Here is a 20,920-nt window from a genome sequence, read left to right as displayed (position 1 = left end):
GGGGGCTATCGCCTTTTCTTGATGCAGACCAAATAGACCTCGGATTTTAGAGATTAGAATAAATAGTAAATACAACAATATCAAAATTGACAGAAACAATGAAAAAATGGATTTTATCAATGGCTTTGTTCGCCACGATGGGAGCGACAGCCACTGCACAAGACATCGACAACGGCACACCGATCGTGCCTAACCGTCCTCTCTCTTCGGGCGAACTCTTTCAAGGCATGAGCCGTGCCATCCCCAATGCTCGTGTCGTCCTGCCATACGGCTTGGATGTTACCTTCGACAAGACCGTGCATCTCATCTTCCCCTCTGCCGTTCGCTATGTGGACTTGGGTTCACAGAACATCATTGCAGGTAAGGCGGAGGATGCGGAGAACGTGCTCCGTGTAAAGGCTGCCGTAAAGGACTTTGAAACGGAAACCAACATGAGTGTTATCTGCGAGGACGGCTCTTTTTACGCCTTCAATGTAAAATATGCCGACGAGACGGAGAAACTCAGCGTGGAGATGAAGGACTTTCTGTCGCCAACAGACGGACGATTGCCGAGCAACCGTTCCGACATCTACTTCAAGGAACTCGGCAATGAGTCGCCCGTATTGGTCAAGCTGATGATGCAGACCATCTATCAGAACGACAGGCGCACCATCAAGCACATCGGGGCGCAGCAGTTCGGCATGAAGTTCCTGCTTCGTGGATTGTATGCCCATAACGGCTTGCTGTATTTCCACATCCGTATGGAAAACGGCACGAACATGCCGTACTCGGTGGATTTCATCACGTTCAAGGTGGTGGATAAGAAAGTGGCAAAGCGTACTGCCATACAAGAACGAGTATTACAGCCACTCCGTGCCTATCATCAGGTGATGCAGGTAAAGGGTAAGGATAGCGAGCATTCCGTGTTCGTGCTGGAACAATTCGCGCTTTCGGAGGATAAGCAATTAGAGGTAACACTCTACGAACGAAACGGTGGGCGCACGCTGACCTTTTATGTCGGGCAGGAAGACCTGCTCTTGGCAAAGAAGATTGACAACCTCAAACTCAAATGGTAATGAAGAAGGTATTGTTTCTTTTCGTTTGTGCGATGGCCATGACTTTCAGTCTGCCGTCGCACGCACAGCGGCTCATACCTAAGCAAAAAGGAATGGAAGTTGTAGGCAGCGTTCCCCTTATCAAGGGAGAAAAACTCTTTGCTAAGGATAACTTCGGTGTGGGTGTATCGCTCACCCGTTACTTGAAACGTGAGAACTACGCCTTTGTAGGAATTGAGTATGAGCAGCAGAATGTGCCGTACAGGGATTATGGCGTGAAACTCAAAGATGCGCTGCTTCACTTGGGCTATATGCACCCGATACTCTCCGACAAGGGCAAGAACGTGTTTCTCTATGGTGGTATATCCGCCTTGGGTGGCTACGAGGAACTGAACGAGGACAAAAAGCTGTTGCCCGATGGGGCAATGCTGCTTGACCGCTCACGCTTCGTCTATGGCGGAGCCGTACATGGCTCGGTGGAGGTATTCCTCACGGACAGGCTTCTCTTCCTCGTCAAAGCACAAGGACGGTTGCTCTTCGGTTCTGACATACATCGTTTCCGTCCTGCACTCTCGGCGGGACTTAGGTTTAATCTTTAAGCAAGAAGAAAAATGAAAAAGAAGATATTAAGTTCTATGTGGGTAATGGGCGTACTTGCCCTTGCCGTGTTTTGCTTATCTGCTTGTGACAGGGAGTTGGATGTGGAGCAGTCTTATCCGTTCACTCTCGAGACGATGCCCGTTCAGAAGGACATCATCAAGGGACAGACGGCGGAGATACGCTGCACCCTCAAACGAGGGGGCGAATTTGCCGACATGCGCTATACCATCCGATATTTCCAGCCCGACGGCAAAGGAATATTGAGAATGGACGATGGTACGATATTTAAGCCTAACGACCGCTATCCGCTGACCAAGGATGTGTTCCGTCTGTATTACACCTCACTCTCCACAGACCGCCAGACGATTGACGTGTATGTGGAGGACAGTTTCGGCAAAATGCAGCAACTGACCTTCAGTTTCAACAACGAAAAGGCAGAGGAAAAAGGAAAGTCCACTGCAGTAGTAACCAAAGCCTTGGACGATGCGAACGGCTAAATGCTTTGCCTTATTCTGTATGGTGTGCCTGTTCTGCCAGCCGATCCTTGCCCAGAGCAGGGTACGGTTGGCGGACTTGCCGCCTTTTGAGCGTGCCGTGGCCGTCGTGAAATATTTTGAGGGACTGCACGACTGGAAACATTATCCTTATGTCGGCTATGGACACCAATTACAAACGGGTGAGTGCTTCACGGCTGACATGACGGAGCGACAGGCGGACTCGCTGCTGCGTGCCGACCTTTGGAAATGCTTTGAACACTTCAAGGGCTATGGCAAGGATGCGCTGCTGCTGACTTTGCTTGCCTATAACGTGGGTGTGGGGCGACTGCTCGGCTATGGCAAACATCCCAAGAGCCGACTGCTGCGAAAGATAGAGGCTGGAGACAGGAACTTCTATCGGGAGTATGTTTCATTCTGCCGATATAAGGGGAAAGTTTTGAGTGGATTGGTCAAGCGCAGACAGGTGGAGTTTGCCCTGTTCTTTCTTCTTTGAAACGCGAAAATATAATATTTTTGAAGGAATTTGTTGATTATCAAAGAGTTTTGTTGAATAACAAATAGTTATTCTCTCTATAATTGTGTATCTTTGCAAAGTTTTTCATTATTAAAGATATTATGCTTAAAGGAGATAACATAACAATACGAACGGTACATGGACTTGCGGATATTGATATGCAAAAAATAAGAGCATTTCTGCAAGGAGCTGTTTACTCTTGGTGTATTACTCGCAAGAACGAATGGTTTTGTGCCAGAGATTTCATTGGAGGAGATAATTATTATTGGGAACATTATCCATTGGGTGTCTTGTATTTCCGCCATATAAATGCAGGGTATAGTCATGAATATGCCTTTGATCAGGCAGCTAAGGACGCTGGTAAAATATTGAAAAGTGTTCTGCAAGAAGATAATCGTGTGTTTGAAACTGAAGGCGGATACACACGTCGTTATCGTTGGATGAATCAATAAATATTCCTATTAGAAATAACAAAGGTGGTTATGGCATAAGTGTGAACACCTCTTCCCATTCCGAACAGAGAAGTTAAGCCTTATTGCGCCAATGGTACTACATAAGTGTGGGAGAGTAGGTACTGCCACGTCCATAAAATGGGTTCGGGACGTAAAGCCAATAACGGTAGAACCCTTTATTTAATAAAGAACTTACCAATGAATACAAAAAGAAAATTCAGAAAGTAGGTGATTGACTTAAGTAAAAAACTTAGTCAATCCCTCAAAAGGTTTATAACCAATAAGAAGGTTGTGATAGTATCTAACAATATGATTCCACTGATTATTGGTCTGATAAATCCGATAGCCTGTATAATAGTTACTGCTATTATAATGTGCTATTAGTTGGTTAATAGCCAAAATGGAACAGATTAAGTTTCCGGGGATGGAGCAACATGTTTGCTCCACTTTTTTATTGAGATATTAGTTACATGGATTTTCCTGCGACTTTCTTTTGCTTCTTTGCTTTGGTCGCCTGCTCGTTCAAAGACAAAGAAAAGAAGCCACGCAAATTTCGGTTTGCGTGGCTCTTTTTATTCATATGCTATTCCTGCACTTTCGTTATTCTGTCTATTCGCTTGTCGGGGTGTCTGTCAAACGCCCAATTTATCTCATCATCAGGAAGGAGACTGTGAATGGTTCCTCCCATAACCAGCCCGCAATCTTGCAGGACTTTCTGCCGTGCTTCCTCCTTGCTCTCTGCAACCACATCGAATACGCCATCGAAAACATATTGCATATATACCAAAAATCTCTGTTTCTTCTTCATAATCTTAAAATTCAACCTTTAATAATCTGTATTCCTTTGGCTCTCCATTGGATAATTTGCGGTGGGTGAGCCAAAAATGGTGTGCGCCATAGCCGTATGCAAAGAATTTGTCAAGTTCTGTTTCTTCGGCTATTTTATTGATTGCCGTCCTTAACTCTTCCTCGTTTTCGGATAGAGTTATCGCATTGATAACCCTGATGAGTATGTGCGGTATCTCGTCCGCACAGTTATAGATGATGTTCTCAATCTCTGTTTTCATAACTCTGATTATTTGATGGTTTATACTATGCCGTTGCCTTCATTCGCTGACTAATGAGCCTTCGGTTGGCATTGACAAGGTTCACTATCTGCTCGTGATATTCCGTATTCTTGTTGCATACTCCACGACTTTGCACCACTTCCAAAGTCTTTAATGACACCTCTATCGTCTCAATCCGTTTGCCCTCAATGGTAGCCGATAGGATAAGCGAGTCCTCTCTAAGATAATATTCGTTGGAGAATACGCAATGGTGCATGGTCGCTCCCTCCTCCAAATGCTCCCGCACGCTCTCCAAAACATGGACTTGGATTGTGCCATCAGTAAAGCAGATACCGAAGAACTTGGATTTGAGTTCTTGGAAACGCTTTTCATCCTCCATTATCTTTTGCCGTTTCGTGGCAATCTCCTCCTTTGCACGTTTTCGGTCGATTTCCTCCCGTCTGCGGTCGTGTTCGGCTTTGAGGTCGGCAGGGCAAAGGTACTTCGGGCTGTGTATGTCCCTGCCCAATCTGCGGAGCATGTCCACATAGTCGCACCAAAGGGAAATATCTGCTATATCGTAGCCGTTGCGGACTGCAATCTTATAGGAGTTCCAATACTCGTCAAACGCTTTTCTTTTGCCAAGAAAATAGCGCAGGTGGTCTGTTCGTCCTGACTTCATCAATGTCTCGGCACGGCTGTCCGTGAGCAACGCAGGTATCAGCGTTGTAGGCTCTATGCCATAGAAGTTGTCCTCAAAGCCATTCCTGCGCAGGGTGTCCGACACCTTGAACTTCGGATATATCGGGGAATAGGCTGCATATCGGTAGGCTTCGTTGTCGTTGCGGATTGCCATAGGGGTGTAGAACGAAAAGGTATCAACGTACCAACCCATCGTGCGTGGAATGGCTATTATGGCTTTTCTCCCCTCTGCGTTCCACCAATAGTGCCCGATTTCAAGCGTATAATATTCAGCCTTGCAGCCTTTCTCCATTCCTGCAACAAGGAGGAACATTCGCAATACTTGATATTCTCCACAAGTGGTAAGTGTTGTGAAATAGTGCGTCTGTTGTAATTTACGCTCAAAAGTTTCCTTGACCTGCAACTTTGCCCTGCAATGAGGGCAAGTGCAGGTTTCTTTCGGTTTGCCCATCACCCAACTATGTCCGCAGTCCATACAAGTGGTGCGACCTTTGGGCAGTCGGTAGGCGAAGTGGTTTATACACTCTCGGAATGCCCACTTGCTCTGTGTCTTGGTTATCGGGTGAAGGTGCTTGCTCTCGACAAGGACTGCCTTCTCAAATTTGTTTCTTGGTTTCATAACTTAAAAATCGAATAGGGATTGCTGTACTTGAGTTGCTTTATTCTCGGTCTTTTTCGGTCGTGCGTTACGGCTCTGCATCTTGGCAAGTTCCCCACGCTGATATTGCGCAATGGCTTGCTTGCGTGCTTCGGCTTTCTCTTCCTCCGTGAGTTCCACAACGTGGTTTACCGCCACTTGATAAGTAATGGTGGTATTGTCCACCTTGATGTCGTCTTCATCGTAGTAGTGGACTGCCATAGAGTAGATTTCATCATCATTGAAGCCATTACAGCCACTTTTCTGCACTTCGCTGACTATATAGGCGATGCAATCCTCGATGTTCTTGCCCGGTTTCATCAAGTTGGGGGCAAACAAGGGGTCTGTCGCTGCACGCTGGTTGAGATATTCGGCTATTGTCCGTGTAAAATGCTCTGTTCCGTTCATTGTTATATCCTTTTAGATGTTAATGCTAAATTCTGAATAGATAGAAACGCAAGTCTGCTTATTTCCAAGTTTGTGGGTCTGTATTATTGCAAACTTCTACTCCCGTATAGTCAAAGGTCTCAATTGTTGATTGTCCTCCGTTGTCTTTTGGGAAAACTCGTTCAGAAGTATCATAGAGTCGTTCAAACTCAGAAATAAAGACCTGCTTACAATCTTCCATGAAAATCACATCCTCACCTTTCCATGATTTTATTATGTCAATAGCGTCTTCATAACTCCTTGCCTTGATTTCAAAACGAATACGGTCCCAACAGGTTATTTTTTGGTCTTGATAAAAATTGTACGTGTTCATAGCAATGAATGTTTTAGTGTTTGGGAATTTCAACAATTTGGCTGATACTTCCATATAGATAGGCTCTTAGGCTGGTGTGGTCGGGTGCGTAATACTCTGCCCACCTTCCATACTGACCCGCAATGTATTTTTTCAGCACATCGAAGAAGTCAAATCGCCAACCCTGCAAGGGAACGGCTGTACGGAAGTAAGTGTTTGAGCTCACGACTTCACATAGCCAGTCCTTTTTTTCGAGCAAAGCTCTCAACAACTCGTCTTCACGGCTCATTCGCTCACCACGATTGAGTTTCGCACCTTGCTGCTGCAAAGGCACTCCAATGGCTCAACGTCCCACTGCACGAACTTAGTTGCCAACACTTGCCCACTTTGTCCAACCACAGATTTAATGCGGTAATGAGAGGAGGAGCTATATCCTTTTTTCTTCATCGAAGATGTTGTATATACTTTCTGCTTATCCATAGCGACATTTTTTTTATGCGTCCAAAGATCGGAGTATGCTGATTCCTTTTTGTAGCAATACACGAGGTAGCGGGGAAGGCTTGCACAAGGTTTTGGCGAAAAATACTACCCGCAGGGATGGAGATTTTTCAGACAAACCGAAGGCATCGACCTTGGGAAAGCCACAATACCCCGTACTACCTTTGCGGATAAAAAGGGAACAGCCCGTCTTGCGACATCGCATATTGTGGAGATATGGAAGAGAAGCGAAAGCGAAAGTGCAACGCCTGAAACGGAAAACAAAAAAGGTGGCTATCTGCAAAATGCGAGATAACCACCTCATGAAATATAAATGAAAAGTTTACAGAGCGTGCTTTTCAAAGCACACAGATCAGGATGGCGCAGAGTATCGCCAGCCAGAAAAGAAAGCTCAGAAGCGTAAATGTCACTTTCAGGATTACCCGGACTATAAAGCGCAGTATCAGAAAACCTGCAATGACTGACACGGCAGTTACGACTTGCGGCGTTACCATCTTTGAGATAAGGTAAACTGCACCGATGACAAGGGAAAGCAGAAGGACGGGCTCGATGAAGCGTGTCCAACCGAAGCGGCGGACTTGCTTGGGAGAAGTCGGCTGCTGCCTGTTCTTGTCGTTTTTTTTCGATGCGTCTGCCTTGATGAAGGCAGGTGTGTGAACGTCTTGATTCATGATGATTGTATTCATAATCGGGGCTTTTTATAGTTCAAGAGCAGTTACAAGATGCGCAGACTACACAAAGACAAGTGTTTGCAGAACTCTTGGCGTGTGGAGTGGAGCGTGTATCTTGGCTCTTGATACTACAAAAGCTTCCGACGGTGTTACGTCAAGTTATGTTCTCACCGTCTATCGTTGGCAGACCATTGACCTCGATGAGCAGAACGATTGTCCCGGTCAGTTCGGTGTATAGTTTCTCATACTCCGGACTTGCGCCGAAGTCGTCCGTCAGTTTGTACTTGTCGAAAACGCTTTGCACAGCCTTGTTCTTCAGAAGTATCGGGGAAAGCCTTTCGGGAAGCGGAGAGGGCAGTTCCTTTTCAAACTCATTCTCCAAGACAGACACAAGCGTGTCGTACTTGGAAAAATGCAGTCCTCGATGCAATACCTCGCTTGCCATTGTCTCTGCTTCGGGATGCGAGAATCCTTGCGTCACTGCATCGCAGTAAGTGGTGAGGGCTTCGTCGGCTCTTGCCGTGATGAATGATTTGTCACTCAGCATTTCGGGGAAATGTTCACTGAGGTAGTTCTCCAACTTCAGACGGAAGTAGGAAAGTTCTTTCTTTGTCGTTTCCATAAATCTTTTATTTTAGGGTTGTACATTATTTGTTATCGGATTCCCATTGCCTTATTGAACTTGCCGAGTTTGTCGGCGAGTTGCTCCATGTCATGTTCTACTTTCTTGTTCGTTATTCGTGCATAAATCTGGGTTATTCTGATATTCGTATGCCCAAGCATCTTAGACACAGACTCCATTGGAACCCCTTTTGATATAGACATGGTAGCAAAGGTATGTCTTGCCATATGGAAAGTCAGATTCTTTTTTATGCCGCAAAGGTCGGCAATTTCTTTCAAATATGAGTTGATACGCTGGTTGCTCATCATCGGGAAAACCTTTCCACCTTTTCTGTTGATGTCATAGTACCTTCTTATAATGGCAAGTGGAATATCCAACAGCATGACGTTTTCATCTATACTTGTCTTGTATCTCTTGGTGATGAGCCATTGTCTGTCTTCAACGGTAACAATCTTATCGTAGGTAAGATTATATACGTCAATGTAGGCCAATCCTGTGAAGCAGGAAAAGATAAATACATTTCGTACCAATTCCAGTCTTTCTATATCGAAGTGCTTCTTCATGATACGGAGTACCTCCTCTTCTGTAAGGTAGCCACGGTCTACCAATTCATAGTGCAGCTTGTGATTTGCAAACGGATCATGCATGATAAGACCTCTGTTCCTCGCATAGTTCACAACAGTCTTCAGGTTTCTCAATTTCTTGGTGGTAGTGTTATGCACACCACCTACAACAGATGTCAGATACAATTCAAAGTCCTGGATAACAGCACTTGTAAGTTCAGTCAATCCAATGTCCTTGCGATGATATTTTGCTTGCAGAAAATCCCGAAAGTTCTGCCTCACTACCTTATACTTATAAAAAGTACCCTTGGTCAACGTCTTGCCAACTTGTTGCGTGATGGAGTTTATGTACTTGTCAAAGATGGGGAGGAAAGTTGTAAACTCCTTATCTATTCCAAGAAACACTGACCTGATAAGGTCCAAGGACAGGCTCTCTGAAGTTTCATATTTCCTATAAATCTGCATCAAGGTAGTTGTCAGTGCATCTATCGATGCATTGACAGAAAGGGCTTCTGCCGTTCTACCAATCATTCTGCTGGTTTTGTTACTCCATTTAGCTTTATCCACGAAAATTTTAGTGGATCCCAAATTTGTCATTTCGCCTCCGAGATACATCCGGAGCATTACAGGCGATTTTCCTTCTTTGTTCTCATAGTTGGAACGTAGGTAGTAGGACACCTTGAAAGTTGTTTTCATAACGCATCATTTTAGTGTAGCATTTCGGCTACAAAGTTCGACATAAGTTGTTGAAAACAAGAGATTTGTACGCCGTCAATTTGGTAGTCATTTCCCATTCACTGCTACATTTTTTTGAGTGCCTACTTTTGTGTAGCGGTTTCTGTAGCAGAAAATAACCGAATAATGACTATCAAAAGGTATGGTCTGGCAGTCAAGCGAATGTGGATAAAAAACAAAAAATCGCCGTAAAACCTTGATTTTACAGCGATTATCCTTGTTTTGAAGGCTAAAGTGACGTATTGCCTGACGTCCTCTTGAAACCTATTTGTGGACCAGCCTGGGCTTGAACCAGGGACCTCCAGATTATGAGTCTGTTGCTCTAACCAACTGAGCTACAAGTCCGGCTTGTTCTAAAGAAGAGAACAAGTTTGTGGGTGCAAAGGTAGTGGGTTTATTGCAATTCTCCAAATATTTTTACGGAAAAGTCTGTGTTAGATGGCTAATTTGTGTGTGAGGAAATACTAATTTATAGGCGTTAAAAGGCAGATTTGTATGTGGTAAAAGATTGATTCATAGGGCGTGAAGGGTTTGTTTTGATGAGGTAGATAAGGTAGTTATATGGGATGATTTGGAGAGATGATATGGTAAAGGGGAATGAGTCGTTTTGTGAAAGAGGGCTTTTAAGTGTGTCATTGTGGCCCTTTGGCCCGGTCATTGTGGGCTTTTGAGAAGGTCAAAGAGGGCCTTTGAAGAAGTAAAAGGATAGCTTTGGAAGAGCGTGGTTGATGTGGCTGATTTATAATGGATTAGGATTGATAGTTTATTCTTGTAAGGCCTTGTTTCTTTATATGGATAATTTAAGACATGATAGGGTGAACATCTTTGGTAAATAACATGGTTTTGACTGATGAAATGGATAGAGACTCTTCCTTGTTTGGTGGATAGTGTTAGAAAATAACATCGCCCCGACCGGTAGAAAGATGGAGGGTGGACTACCGGTCGAGGCGATAAGAGGAGGAAGGGGTAGAAGAATGACAACTTAATGATTTATATTGTTTGTCTTGACAGCCCCTTGTATGGGAAAGAAAGGATAATCTACGACAGTCTCTGTGTCTTGCTGACTGCAAAAGGCATGGGCCTATGTAATGTGGAAGATATAGAAAGCGGGGTTGCTGTTATCTACATTGGTGGCTATGTCGCAGCCATGCGTTCTATGGAAAATATAGAAAGCGAGACTGCTGTTATCAGCGTACTTCGTCGGGCCATGGGGCAGGTTGCCCCGTGGCTTTCACGGAGGGACGCTGGGCTTTCACTTTTCTAAGGTGATTGCCGAGTAGCCGGGATAGCTTATTGGTTAAGTCCGGATGGGATACAGAGAGGTCGTTGGCCTCGCCAATATCTTCATTTATATTGTAAAGTTCCTTCTTTCCGGTCTTGTAAGAGTATATCATTTTCCACTCATTCCACCTGATAGCGCAGTTCAAACTGATACCCGGGCCTTCGTTGCCCCACACGTTGGGATAGTTCCAATAGAGCGCCCTATCATGTGAGGTGTCCTTACCGCCTATCAATAAGGGTACGAAGCTAATGCCGTCGATGGGCTGCGGAGTGGCGTATTTCTTGATTCCGGCCATTTCCAAGAGCGACGGATAGAAGTCTTCTATGATGAGATACTTGTCACATCGGGTGCCGGGCTTCACGGTATCGGGCCACCGTACGATCATCGGTTCACGGATTCCACCCTCGTAGAGTGAGCCTTTGCCACATTTGAGCGGGGCATTCTGCGTGTAGAGTGGGGCGTCGCGCCATGCCGTTTCGGTGGCGTATCCGCCGTTGTCGCTCATGAAGATGAGAATGGTATTTTTGGCTTCACCGTTGTTGTTGAGCCATTCCATGATGTCGCCGAGGCTTTTATCCATGCCCTCGATGAGCGAGGCATAGGCCGCTTCCTTGTCGGATAGCCCCTTGCGCACGTACTTACTGAAGTATCGTTGGTCCCTATCAATGGGTATATGGATGGCATAATGGGCCATGTAAAGGAAGAAAGGTTGTTGGTATTTCTTGGCCTTGTCCATGGCCGTGAGGGCTTCCTTGGTGAGAGCTTCGGTAAGGAATGTGCCCGTGCCCCAGTACTTTCGCAGGCCGGGAACGGCGAAAGCCGACGTGGGAGTGCCGTCTTGGCGGTGGCCGTAGTTGCGCTCACTGAGGTAGGTGGTCGGCGCTCCACCCGCATGTCCTGCGATATTGACATCGAATCCCCATGCCGATGGGTTCTCTCCGGGCGTATCCATGGCACCCCAATGGGCCTTGCCGCAGTGTATGGTATGGTAGCCATTGTCGCGCAAAATCTGCACGAAGGAACGGGCGTGATAGGCGTTTTCGGTGGTGCTTACGGGCGAAATGCCGTTTACGTTCCATTGAGGCACGGCCATCTTATCGTCATTGGAGTCGGTCATGACGTTTCTTTCCAACGACCAGTTTGTCACTCTGTGGCGGGCGGCATTGCTTCCCGTGAGCAGACTACAGCGTGTAGGAGAGCTGATGGGGGTGGCGTATGCTTGGGTGAAAACCATGCCTTGCCGGGCCAATTTCTCCATGTTGGGCGTCTCGTAGGTACGATTCAGGGGTGTAGGTTGCGTCCAAAAAGGCACCGAAGTGTCCTGCCATCCCATGTCGTCTACCATGAATAAGATGATATTGGGGCGTTGACGGTCAACGGCGACCGGCTGTCCTTGCGCCTGACCGATGGCCGGAAGAGCGGCCATGGGCAGTGCCGAGGTCATTATTTTCAGTAAATGATTTTCGTATTTCATGATTTACGTTGTTCTCTCCCGCTTCTTTCCTATAAAATGGTTTAAGCTATTTGATAGCTTCATCCAAGGCTTTCCAGTGCTCTTCGGTCATGGAGTAGGGGGTGAATAGGCAGATACCGGCGGCTCCGGCCTCCATACTTCCCTTGACGGCGGCCCCAATCTCCGACGGAAGAAGGCCGGAGTTCTCAGGATCTACTACGCTTTCTTTGTTCCGCCAGTCACGACAGATGAACAAACCACTGTACACCGGCGTTCCTTTTGCGGCCACACTCTGCACTTCTTCTGCGGTAACTTTCCCCACCCAAGCGGCAGGTTCCATGTAGAAATCGTTGTAGTTCATGGGGAAAACGGCGTCAAGATTCCACTTGTCCCACTCTTGTCTCACCATCCATGTGGCGTAGCTGCGCGGTCCGGGGAACACGTCGGCGCTGATCTTCTTACCCTCCTGATGCACGGCTGCCGCAATCTCATTCACCAAGTCGGTCACGGCGTCGCAACGAAACTGTGCCCATTCCTTTATCTTTGATGGGTCCGTAACCTTCCGAATGTCGATTCCGGTCTTGGTCTTAAAGGCATTTACACAGTCATCGCAGTAGCAGTAGTCGGCCGCGGCGTATTCGCCATTCATCGTCAGGCCGTATTTGTCCCACAAACCACGGGCCAATATAACGTCGGCATAGCGGATATAATCGAGCTGAATGTAGTCAACATGAGGGAGCCGGGCTATCTCGCCGAACTTTTGAACCAAGTATTTGCGTACGTCGGGGTTGCGTGGGTCGAGCGTCTTATAGTAGTCCACGTAGGCCGGATGGTCAAAGGCCGACTGCCCAAGACGGTTCACCGTGTACCACGAAGGGTCGAGTCCGCCCTGCAACATGGTCGGAATCCAAGCGTGATATTCCAATCCGAGTTGTCGGGCCACCTTGGAAGCGATGGCTATTTTCCGCGTATCCATGCCACAATTGACACACACGCCCACGATACCATGGCGTTTCCAAGCCTTAAAATCACGCTTGAGCGATTGCTCGGTAGTATTCTCTTCCCAACCCACCCATACGTAGGTGGCTACTTTGGCCTGCAATCCCAGTGCTGACATCAGGAGCAGCAGCATGCTCGTTAATTTCTTATACATGGTCAATAAATAAGTAATAGATGAAGCAAAGTTACTCTTTTCCTCGTACAAAGAGCCACCGTTGTTCGTTAAATAATATTGATTGCCCATTACTTATTGCGTTTTTTGACTAACTTTGCATCAGTATTTTTTCATGATAAAGTCAGTAATTTTATGCGAGAAACCCATTCCCAAGTCGATATTAACGTGGGGCTTACCGATAATCAGGTAGAAGCCAGCAGGTCAAAACACGGAGAGAATCTGCTAACTCCCCCTAAAAAGACTTCCTTATGGTCCCTTTACTTAGGTAAATACAAAGATCCTATCATACAAATTCTTCTTGTCGCCGCTGCGGTTTCCCTTGTATTTGCCTTTATTGAGCAAGATTTTATAGAGACAATCGGCATTTTCTTGGCCATATTCTTGGCAACAACCATTGGATTTTACTTTGAACGAGACGCTGCCCGTAAGTTTGGCATGCTCACGGCGATGAACGATGAGCAGATGGTAAAGGTGCGTCGCAATGGTCATGTGGTGGAAATAAAACGCCGCGACGTGGTCGTGGGCGATGTCGTTTTGGTGGAAGTGGGCGATGAGGTGCCCGCTGACGGCCACTTACAGCAGTCCACCGACTTGCAGATAGACGAGTCGTCGCTGACGGGAGAGCCCATAGCCGACAAGCATGTGGCCGATTCGTCCGATAATCCGGAGGCTGCCGATGGTGCCACTTACCCTCCCTACATGGTCCTTCGCTCCACTATGGTGATGAGCGGGCGTGGAGAATACGTCGTGACGGCGGTCGGTGACGCCACCGAAATAGGGCAAGTGGCCCGCAAAGCCACGGAGATTACCGAGGTGAAGACGCCCCTCAACATGCAACTCGATAAGCTGGCGGTAGCCATTTCCAAGGTCGGATCGGGCGTAGCCATAGCCGCGTTTGTCATATTCCTTACGCATGACATCCTTACCAATAACCTTTGGCACACCACAAACTACTTGGCAATGGCCCAAGTGGTGCTAAAATACTTCATGATGGCCGTGACGCTCATCGTCATGGCTGTGCCCGAGGGCCTTCCTATGGCCGTAACATTGGCGTTGGCGCTCAACATGAGACGCATGCTCAAGTCGAACAACTTGGTGAGAAAGCTGCATTCGTGCGAGACAATGGGCGCTGTGACCGTGATATGTACCGACAAGACCGGCACGCTTACGCAGAATCGCATGCGTGTGGCGGCCCCTTCTGCGGCCGAGGCGGTGCCTAATGAGTTGCTCGACATAGCCATCGCGCTCAATTCCACGGCCGAACTGAGCGGCGATGAGGTGATAGGAAACCCCACGGAAGGCGCTTTGCTGCTGTGGTTGCACGACAGAGGCATTGACTACAACGCCATTCGGGCTCGTTATGAGGTCGTAGACCGTGAGCCTTTCTCCACGGAACGCAAGTACATGTCGACTACTATCGTGACGGAAGGCCAACGCCGCCGCTTCGTCAAGGGAGCACCCGAGATAGTGATGGCCATGTGCGACATGACCGCCGAGGAGCGCAAGGCTGTCGAGCAGGAGCTGCTGACTTATCAGCGCAAGGCCATGCGCACCTTGGCTTTCGCCGTTGACGGTCGTTTCCAACAGATATTTGCCATCAGCGACCCCATCCGTGATGAGGTGCCGGGCGCCATTGCCCGTTGTCATGACGCGGGTATCGGCGTGAAAATAGTGACGGGTGACACCGCCGCCACGGCCGCCGAGATAGGTCGTCAGATAGGTGTGGTGTCGTCGGAGCCCAATGCCTCGCAGGCCGTGGCAGGACTGACGCAGTCGCCGGAGCTCATTACCGGTCCCGAATGGGCTGCCCTTAGCGATGATGAGGCTTACAAACAAGCTCCCCTTATCAAGATTATGAGCCGTGCAAGGCCTACGGATAAGCAGCGGTTGGTGGAAATGTTGCAGCGCCACGGTGAGATTGTGGCCGTGACGGGCGACGGCACCAACGACGCGCCTGCCCTGCACTATGCCCACGTGGGCTTGTCTTTGGGCTCGGGAACGAGCGTGGCCAAGGAAGCCAGCGATATGACTTTGCTCGACGATTCGTTCAGTTCTATCGTCAATGCCGTGATGTGGGGCCGCTCACTTTATAAGAACATACAACGTTTCTTGTTCTTCCAACTGATAGTAAACCTAACGGCTTTGCTCTTGGTGCTGGCCGGCTCGCTCGTCGGAACCGAACTGCCGCTCACCGTGACGCAAATTCTTTGGGTCAATCTTATCATGGATACCTTTGCCGCCATGGCCTTGGCGTCGCTCTCTCCCTCACGTGAGGTCATGCAGGAGAAGCCCCGTAACACCGCCGATTTCATACTTTCACCCTCCATGTTGCGTGGAATTTTCTTCATGGGTGGCGTCTTCTTCGCGGTGCTGTTGGCCTTCCTCGTCTATTGCGAGCATATCTTGCCCACCGGCATGCAGGCTCATCATCTTACTCTTTTCTTCACAACCTTTGTCATGTTGCAGTTCTGGAACCTGCTCAATGCCAAGTGCTTGGGCAGCCATCACTCGGCTTTCCACCGCTTGTGGGCCGACCGCGGCTTGCTCTTGGTGCTGCTTTTCATCCTCGGTGGCCAATGGCTCATCGTGGAACTGGGCGGCAAGATGTTCCGCACGGACGGCATGTCGCTTCGTGAATGGGCCATCGTCATTGCCTCCACGTCGCTGGTGTTCTGGCTGGGCGAGGCCTACAGATGGGTAGGAAGACTGATGGAGAAGAAAAAATAAGCCAAATGAATATTATCAATGTCAATCACGACACGGGCAACCTGCCCCCTACGGTGGCCACCATCGGCTTTTTCGACGGGGTGCATCGGGGCCATCAATACCTTATAAGCCACGTCACGGAGGAGGCAAGGCGCAGCGGTATGACGTCGATGGTCATCACTTTTGACCGCCATCCCCGACAAGTATTGCAGAGCGACTACCAACCGAGGTTGCTGACCACGCTCGACAACAAGCTGCGAAGGCTGTCGCTGACCGATTGCGACGCCGTGGCCGTGTTGGCGTTCAGCCGTGAGATGGCCGCGCTTTCGGCCCGCGACTTCATGCGTTACGTGCTGGTGGATAAGCTCAACGTGCGCAAACTCATCATCGGTTACGACAATCGGTTTGGCCATAACCGCTCCGAGGGCTTCGAGGACTACGTGCGTTACGGTCGTGAAATGGGCATTGAGGTCATGCGTAATCCCGCTTTCTCGATAGAGGACGTCCATGTCAGCTCGTCGATGATTCGCTCCCTGCTGCAAGAGGGCGAGGTCTCGATGGCCCGTCGTTGCTTGGGTTATCCCTACATGCTGGCGGGCAAGGTGGTGGGAGGCTATCGCAACGGCCATAAGCTGGGCTTTCCCACGGCCAATATCGACCTCGGCGGCTCGGGCCAATTGGTGCCTGCGCCGGGCGTTTACGCCGTCAGGGTGAGGCCGGAGGGGGTAGAGGAGCCGCTGGGGGGGATGATGAACATAGGCGTAAGGCCCACTTTCGATGGTCGTGAGCAGACGCTTGAGGTGCACATACTTGATTTTGAAGGCGATCTTTACGGGCAGTCGATGGAAGTGGCGTTCGTCAGCCGCATTCGCTCCGAGCGCAAGTTTGACAACCTCATGCAGTTGGCCGAGCAGTTGAAGGCCGACCGTGAGCAGGCCGAAGCCTTGTTGCTGACCGATTCGCAGCCCTGAAACATATCACATTGTAAGTACTATTTTCCTATGAAAAAATCCATTCGTTCCGTCATTGACATTGCTTATAATGTCATAATTTACTTCATCGTTTTCTTTGTCGTCAAACTGTTGTCGATGGTCTTGGCCACCGTGGGCTTTTACCTCAAGCGGGGCGATGACGTGGTTGAGGCCCTTCAAAAGATAGGCGAGAAAGGCATTGTACTCGATTCGACCATCATTTTGGTGGGCACTTTGTTGAGTAGCCTCCTTACGTTATGGCTTTTCCTGCGGTTGCGATGGACCCCCTTCTCACGCGATTACCTGCGTTCGCGTCCTTGGACGGCCATGGTATGGGTCGTGGTGGCGGCTTTCGGTTCGCTCGTTCCCTCGATATGGTTCAACGAAGTGCTCGATTTGACCATGCCCGACGCCATGGAAGACATGCTGAAAGGCCTCATGCAGGAGCCCTTGGGCTATTTGGCGGTGGGCATTCTCGTGCCCCTTACGGAGGAAGCGGTGTTTCGCGGCGCCATTCTTCGCACGCTGCTGAAGGGTATGAGCGGGCCGTGGAAGTGGGGCGCCATCGTTATTTCGGCCGCCATCTTCGGTTTGGCCCATGGCAATGACGCCCAGTTTTACCATGCGTTCCTCATCGGTGTGCTCATCGGATGGATGTACGTGCGCACGGGCAGTATCGTTCCGGGCGTGGTGTATCACGTGGTGAACAACTCCATCGCTTACATATTGACGACCCTTTACCCCCATTCGTCCGACATGAAGCTCATCGATTTGGCCGGTGGAAGCCAACTGAAGGTTACGCTGTGGGTGGTTTTCTCGCTCTGTATTTTCGTGCCGGCCATCTTCCAACTCACCCGATTGTTGAAGCGGAAGTAAGTTTTCAGGCTTCTGTTTTGTAAAATATTTATCCCTATTTTTAACACTTCTTTCCGCCACCGGTTAGCCAATGATTTCGCGGTTTGGGACTGATGGCGGGAGGAAAACGGCGTGCCGATGGGCCGGCGCGGTATCTTCGGCCTTGCGAAAGCAGCCCTTTGACCGCCTCAAAGCGTAGGTTTGGCGGCGTGAAAAGGCCGTTATCATGAGGTCAAAGGGCTGCTCTTGTTATGCCAAAAGGCCGCTTCGGTTTGTCAAGAAAAAGGAAGTGGTTGGTTTACAGCGGGTTGTAAACATGGCGAGAATGGCCGTTTTGCCGCCCGATAGGCTTTTGGTGGAGAATTTTAAAAGCAGCAAACGCCTTTTGTAAAGATAATTCTGAATATGCGGAAGGCCCTCCGCCATGGGTTAAGTCATAGGCAAGAGTGGGGCCGAAACCTTGGTGTAAAGGCATGAAAGGCCCTTTACCTTAAAAATAGTAAATAATTTTACCGTTCCAAAAGTTTAGGTTACTTTTGCAAATTAAACGATTAAACTAAAGCGACATGAGTCTGACCAAAATAGCAGCAAAGGTATTTCTTCCACGTCAAAGGGCCTTAGAGCGCTATCAGAGTGAGGGAGTGAGCATGCAACATCGTGTGTTGCGCCATCTCATCAGCCGCGGTCGACATACCGAATACGGCCGTAACCACCTCTTGGGAGCTACCCGTTCGTATGAAGATTTTGCGACAAACGTGCCCGTAAACACTTACGAGGAACTCAAAAAAGATATTGACCGAATGCGTCATGGTGAAGCTGACGTGCTGTGGCCGGGCACCGTTAAATGGTTTGCGAAGTCCTCCGGCACTACCAATGATAAGAGTAAGTTCATTCCGGTGTCAGATGAGGGATTGCAACATATCCACTATGGCGGCAGCTTTGACGTGGTGGCGGCCTATCTGCGCAACCATCCCGACAGTCGACTCTTCGACGGTAAGGGACTTATTTTGGGCGGCAGCCATTCTCCTAATTATAATATAGCCAACTCACTCGTAGGCGATTTGAGCGCCATACTGATTGAAAACATCAGTCCGTTGGCCAATTTCGTGCGTGTACCAAGGAAACAAACGGCGCTGTTGAGCGACTTTGAGATCAAGAGAGACCGCATAGCGGAGGAGTGTTTGCGCAAAAACGTGACCAACCTCAGCGGCGTTCCCTCGTGGATGTTGAGCGTATTGGTGCGTGTGATGGAGCTTTCGGGCAAACAACACTTGGAAGAAGTGTGGCCCAATCTGGAGGTGTTTTTCCATGGCGGTATCGCTTTCACGCCTTATCGGCCGCAATACGAGAAGCTGATTACCAGCCCCGACATGCGTTACATGGAGACCTATAACGCCAGCGAGGGCTTTTTCGGCATTCAGGACGACCCTTCGGATGCGTCAATGCTGCTCATGCTCGACCACGATGTGTTCTATGAGTTCATTCCCATGGACGAGTTTGGCAACGAGAAGCCCACGGTTGTGCCCTTGGAGGGCGTCGAAGTTGGGCGAAACTACGCCATGCTCATCACCACTTCGTGTGGATTGTGGCGTTATCTCATAGGCGACACCGTGCGATTCACCTCCACCAATCCCTATAAATTCGTCATTACGGGGCGTACCAAGTATTTTATCAACGCCTTTGGTGAGGAACTTATCATGGACAATGCGGAGCAAGGATTGGCTTATGCCTGCCAAATGACGGGCGCGGAGGTGAGCGAGTACACGGCGGCCCCGGTGTTTATGGACAGTAATGCCAAGTGTCGTCACCAGTGGCTCATCGAGTTTTCCAAGGAGCCCGATGACCTTCGGCGCTTCGCTTCGTTGCTCGACGGAAAATTGCAGGAGGTCAACAGCGACTACGAGGCCAAGCGTTTCCACGATATTACGTTGCAACAATTGGAGATAGTCAAGGCCCGTAAGGACTTATTCCATGACTGGTTGAAGTTCAAAGGCAAGTTGGGCGGGCAGCATAAGGTGCCCCGATTGAGCAACAGTCGTAAGAACATAGACGAGCTTTTGGCGCTTAACGAATCGAAAGAAGTATGAAGATAAAGTTTCCCTATATATGTTTGGTAGCGCTGCTGGTGCTGGTCGGCTGTGCCCGAATGGGCAATCCCGACGGTGGTTGGTTCGATGAGGACCCGCCGCGGGTGGTCGGTGCGTCGCCGGCCGATAAGGCTACGGGCGTCAATGCCAAGAAAGTAAGGATTGAGTTCGATGAGTTCATCAAGTTGGATAATGCCTCCGAGAATGTCATCGTGTCGCCGCCACAGATTGAGATGCCCGAGATAAAGGCCTCGGGCAAGACTATCGAGGTGAAACTTATCGACTCGTTGAAGGCCAATACCACTTATACCATCGACTTCAGCGACGCCATCAGCGATAACAACGAGGGCAATCCGTTGGGCAACTACACCTATAGTTTCTCCACGGGTGACCATATCGACACCATGGAAGTGTCGGGTTACGTGGTCAACGCTGAGGATTTGGAACCCGTGAAAGGCATTTTGGTGGGCCTATATGCCAATCAGGCCGACAGCGCTTTCCGAAAATTGCCCATGCTCCGTGTAAGTCGTACCGACGGACGGGGCCGTTTTGTCATTAAGGGAGTGGCCCCCGGCTCTTACCGTTGTTACGCTTTGAAGGACGCCGATGGCAACTATATGTTCACGCAAAAGAGCGAAATGATGGCTTTCAGCCATGATTTGATTGTTCCAAGCTCCAAACCTGATATACGGCAGGACACCATTTGGGCCGATTCTCTACGTATTCGCAACATCAATAGGGTGCCTTACACCCATTTCTTGCCCGACGATGTGGCGTTGAGAGCCTTTAATCCCATCGTTACAGACCGCTTTTTTCTGAAGAGCGAACGGCCCGTGGCCGACCACTTCACCATTTTTTTCAGCTACGGACATGAGCAGTTGCCCGTCATCCGTGGCCTTAACTTCAATGAGCGTGACGCTTTCGTCATGGAATCGACCGCCCGTAAGGACACGATTACCTATTGGTTGCGCGATACAACGCTGATAAATCAAGATACTTTACGGCTTCAGATGTCCTACTTAATGACCGATAGCGCGGGAACGCTTGTGAATCAGGTTGACACGCTTGAGCTGTTGGCCAAG

Annotated in this window: 20 protein-coding genes, 1 tRNA gene, 1 rRNA gene and 1 pseudogene; 11 read left to right on the top strand and 12 right to left on the bottom strand. The window is 48.9% G+C overall.

The window, feature by feature from the left end; genetic code table 11:
- Positions 1 to 98 precede the first annotated feature (98 nt).
- The 6 genes from traN (at position 99) to rrf (ending at position 3,228) form a co-directional block, all read left to right on the top strand.
- On the top strand, positions 99 to 1,055 hold the full coding sequence (traN, locus tag VIR50_RS08515; RefSeq protein ID WP_331934707.1) for a conjugative transposon protein TraN: 957 nt from the start codon (positions 99 to 101) through the stop codon (positions 1,053 to 1,055).
- Positions 1,055 to 1,633: a conjugal transfer protein TraO gene (locus VIR50_RS08510; protein ID WP_331934706.1), complete on the top strand. Its 579-nt coding sequence runs from the start codon at positions 1,055 to 1,057 to the stop codon at positions 1,631 to 1,633. Before traN ends, VIR50_RS08510 begins: the two co-directional genes overlap by 1 nt.
- A 12-nt stretch (positions 1,634 to 1,645) precedes the next feature.
- A complete protein-coding gene (locus VIR50_RS08505) occupies positions 1,646 to 2,131 on the top strand; it encodes a DUF3872 domain-containing protein (RefSeq protein WP_331934705.1) in 486 nt (161 codons plus the stop codon).
- A complete protein-coding gene (locus VIR50_RS08500) occupies positions 2,118 to 2,624 on the top strand; it encodes a glycoside hydrolase family protein (protein ID WP_331934704.1) in 507 nt (168 codons plus the stop codon). The genes VIR50_RS08505 and VIR50_RS08500 overlap by 14 nt, the downstream gene beginning before the upstream one ends.
- 122 nt (positions 2,625 to 2,746) lie before the next feature.
- The gene (locus VIR50_RS08495) at positions 2,747 to 3,097 is read left to right on the top strand and encodes a hypothetical protein (protein WP_331934703.1); all 351 of its coding nucleotides are present in this window, start codon (positions 2,747 to 2,749) and stop codon (positions 3,095 to 3,097) included.
- A 20-nt stretch (positions 3,098 to 3,117) separates the two neighbouring features.
- Positions 3,118 to 3,228: ribosomal RNA gene (gene rrf / locus VIR50_RS08490) — 5S ribosomal RNA — on the top strand.
- Positions 3,229 to 3,680: 452 nt separating this feature from the next.
- Here rrf and VIR50_RS08485 read toward each other — a convergent pair.
- The 12 genes and pseudogenes from VIR50_RS08485 to VIR50_RS08430 form a co-directional block, all read right to left on the bottom strand.
- A complete protein-coding gene (locus VIR50_RS08485) occupies positions 3,681 to 3,905 on the bottom strand; it encodes a hypothetical protein (RefSeq protein WP_331934702.1) in 225 nt (74 codons plus the stop codon).
- Positions 3,906 to 3,909: 4 nt separating this feature from the next.
- Positions 3,910 to 4,164: a hypothetical protein gene (locus tag VIR50_RS08480; RefSeq protein WP_331934701.1), complete on the bottom strand. Its 255-nt coding sequence runs from the start codon at positions 4,162 to 4,164 to the stop codon at positions 3,910 to 3,912.
- Positions 4,165 to 4,189: 25 nt separating this feature from the next.
- Complete coding sequence (locus VIR50_RS08475) at positions 4,190 to 5,464, bottom strand: PcfJ domain-containing protein (RefSeq protein ID WP_331934700.1); 1,275 nt, start codon at positions 5,462 to 5,464, stop codon at positions 4,190 to 4,192.
- A 3-nt stretch (positions 5,465 to 5,467) separates the two neighbouring features.
- Positions 5,468 to 5,890, bottom strand: a complete 423-nt coding sequence (locus VIR50_RS08470) for a PcfK-like family protein (protein ID WP_331934699.1) — start codon at positions 5,888 to 5,890, stop codon at positions 5,468 to 5,470.
- 58 nt (positions 5,891 to 5,948) lie between these two features.
- The gene (locus VIR50_RS08465; RefSeq protein WP_331934698.1) at positions 5,949 to 6,296 is read right to left on the bottom strand and encodes a hypothetical protein; all 348 of its coding nucleotides are present in this window, start codon (positions 6,294 to 6,296) and stop codon (positions 5,949 to 5,951) included.
- Positions 6,256 to 6,701 (bottom strand): annotated as a pseudogene (locus tag VIR50_RS08460) (hypothetical protein). Before VIR50_RS08460 ends, VIR50_RS08465 begins: the two are co-directional and overlap by 41 nt.
- Positions 6,702 to 7,057: 356 nt before the next feature.
- Positions 7,058 to 7,405 (bottom strand): hypothetical protein, encoded by a 348-nt coding sequence (locus tag VIR50_RS08455; RefSeq protein WP_331934697.1) that lies wholly within the window; start codon positions 7,403 to 7,405, stop codon positions 7,058 to 7,060.
- A gap of 139 nt (positions 7,406 to 7,544) precedes the next feature.
- Positions 7,545 to 8,012: a DUF1896 domain-containing protein gene (locus VIR50_RS08450; RefSeq protein WP_331934696.1), complete on the bottom strand. Its 468-nt coding sequence runs from the start codon at positions 8,010 to 8,012 to the stop codon at positions 7,545 to 7,547.
- A gap of 32 nt (positions 8,013 to 8,044) precedes the next feature.
- Positions 8,045 to 9,271 carry a site-specific integrase gene (locus tag VIR50_RS08445; protein ID WP_331934695.1) on the bottom strand — a complete coding sequence of 409 codons (1,227 nt, stop codon included), beginning with the start codon at positions 9,269 to 9,271 and terminating at the stop codon, positions 8,045 to 8,047.
- Between the two features lie 310 nt (positions 9,272 to 9,581).
- Positions 9,582 to 9,655 (bottom strand) — tRNA-Ile (locus VIR50_RS08440).
- 842 nt (positions 9,656 to 10,497) lie between these two features.
- A complete protein-coding gene (locus VIR50_RS08435; RefSeq protein ID WP_414703543.1) occupies positions 10,498 to 12,066 on the bottom strand; it encodes a sulfatase in 1,569 nt (522 codons plus the stop codon).
- A gap of 46 nt (positions 12,067 to 12,112) precedes the next feature.
- Positions 12,113 to 13,198, bottom strand: coding sequence for a hypothetical protein (locus VIR50_RS08430; protein ID WP_414703544.1), 1,086 nt, complete (start codon positions 13,196 to 13,198; stop codon positions 12,113 to 12,115).
- Positions 13,199 to 13,351: 153 nt separating this feature from the next.
- On the opposite strand from VIR50_RS08430, the gene VIR50_RS08425 reads away from it, so the two are divergent.
- The 5 genes from VIR50_RS08425 to VIR50_RS08405 all read left to right on the top strand — a co-directional run.
- On the top strand, positions 13,352 to 15,946 hold the full coding sequence (locus VIR50_RS08425; protein WP_331934694.1) for a calcium-translocating P-type ATPase, PMCA-type: 2,595 nt from the start codon (positions 13,352 to 13,354) through the stop codon (positions 15,944 to 15,946).
- Between the two features lie 5 nt (positions 15,947 to 15,951).
- Positions 15,952 to 16,896: a bifunctional riboflavin kinase/FAD synthetase gene (locus tag VIR50_RS08420; RefSeq protein WP_331934693.1), complete on the top strand. Its 945-nt coding sequence runs from the start codon at positions 15,952 to 15,954 to the stop codon at positions 16,894 to 16,896.
- A 30-nt stretch (positions 16,897 to 16,926) separates the two neighbouring features.
- Positions 16,927 to 17,772 carry a CPBP family intramembrane glutamic endopeptidase gene (locus VIR50_RS08415; protein WP_331934692.1) on the top strand — a complete coding sequence of 282 codons (846 nt, stop codon included), beginning with the start codon at positions 16,927 to 16,929 and terminating at the stop codon, positions 17,770 to 17,772.
- A 545-nt stretch (positions 17,773 to 18,317) separates the two neighbouring features.
- Positions 18,318 to 19,838, top strand: coding sequence for a GH3 auxin-responsive promoter family protein (locus VIR50_RS08410; protein ID WP_331934691.1), 1,521 nt, complete (start codon positions 18,318 to 18,320; stop codon positions 19,836 to 19,838).
- The coding region (locus VIR50_RS08405; protein WP_331934690.1) for an Ig-like domain-containing domain at positions 19,835 to 20,920 on the top strand (1,086 nt) is incomplete at its 3' end. The genes VIR50_RS08410 and VIR50_RS08405, both read left to right, overlap by 4 nt.

The sequence above is a fragment of the Prevotella sp. genome, from assembly GCF_036570325.1.
Taxonomy (GTDB): domain Bacteria; phylum Bacteroidota; class Bacteroidia; order Bacteroidales; family Bacteroidaceae; genus Prevotella.
The sequence above is the reverse complement of the archived record's forward strand: the minus strand, read 5'-3'. Positions and strand labels throughout refer to the sequence as shown.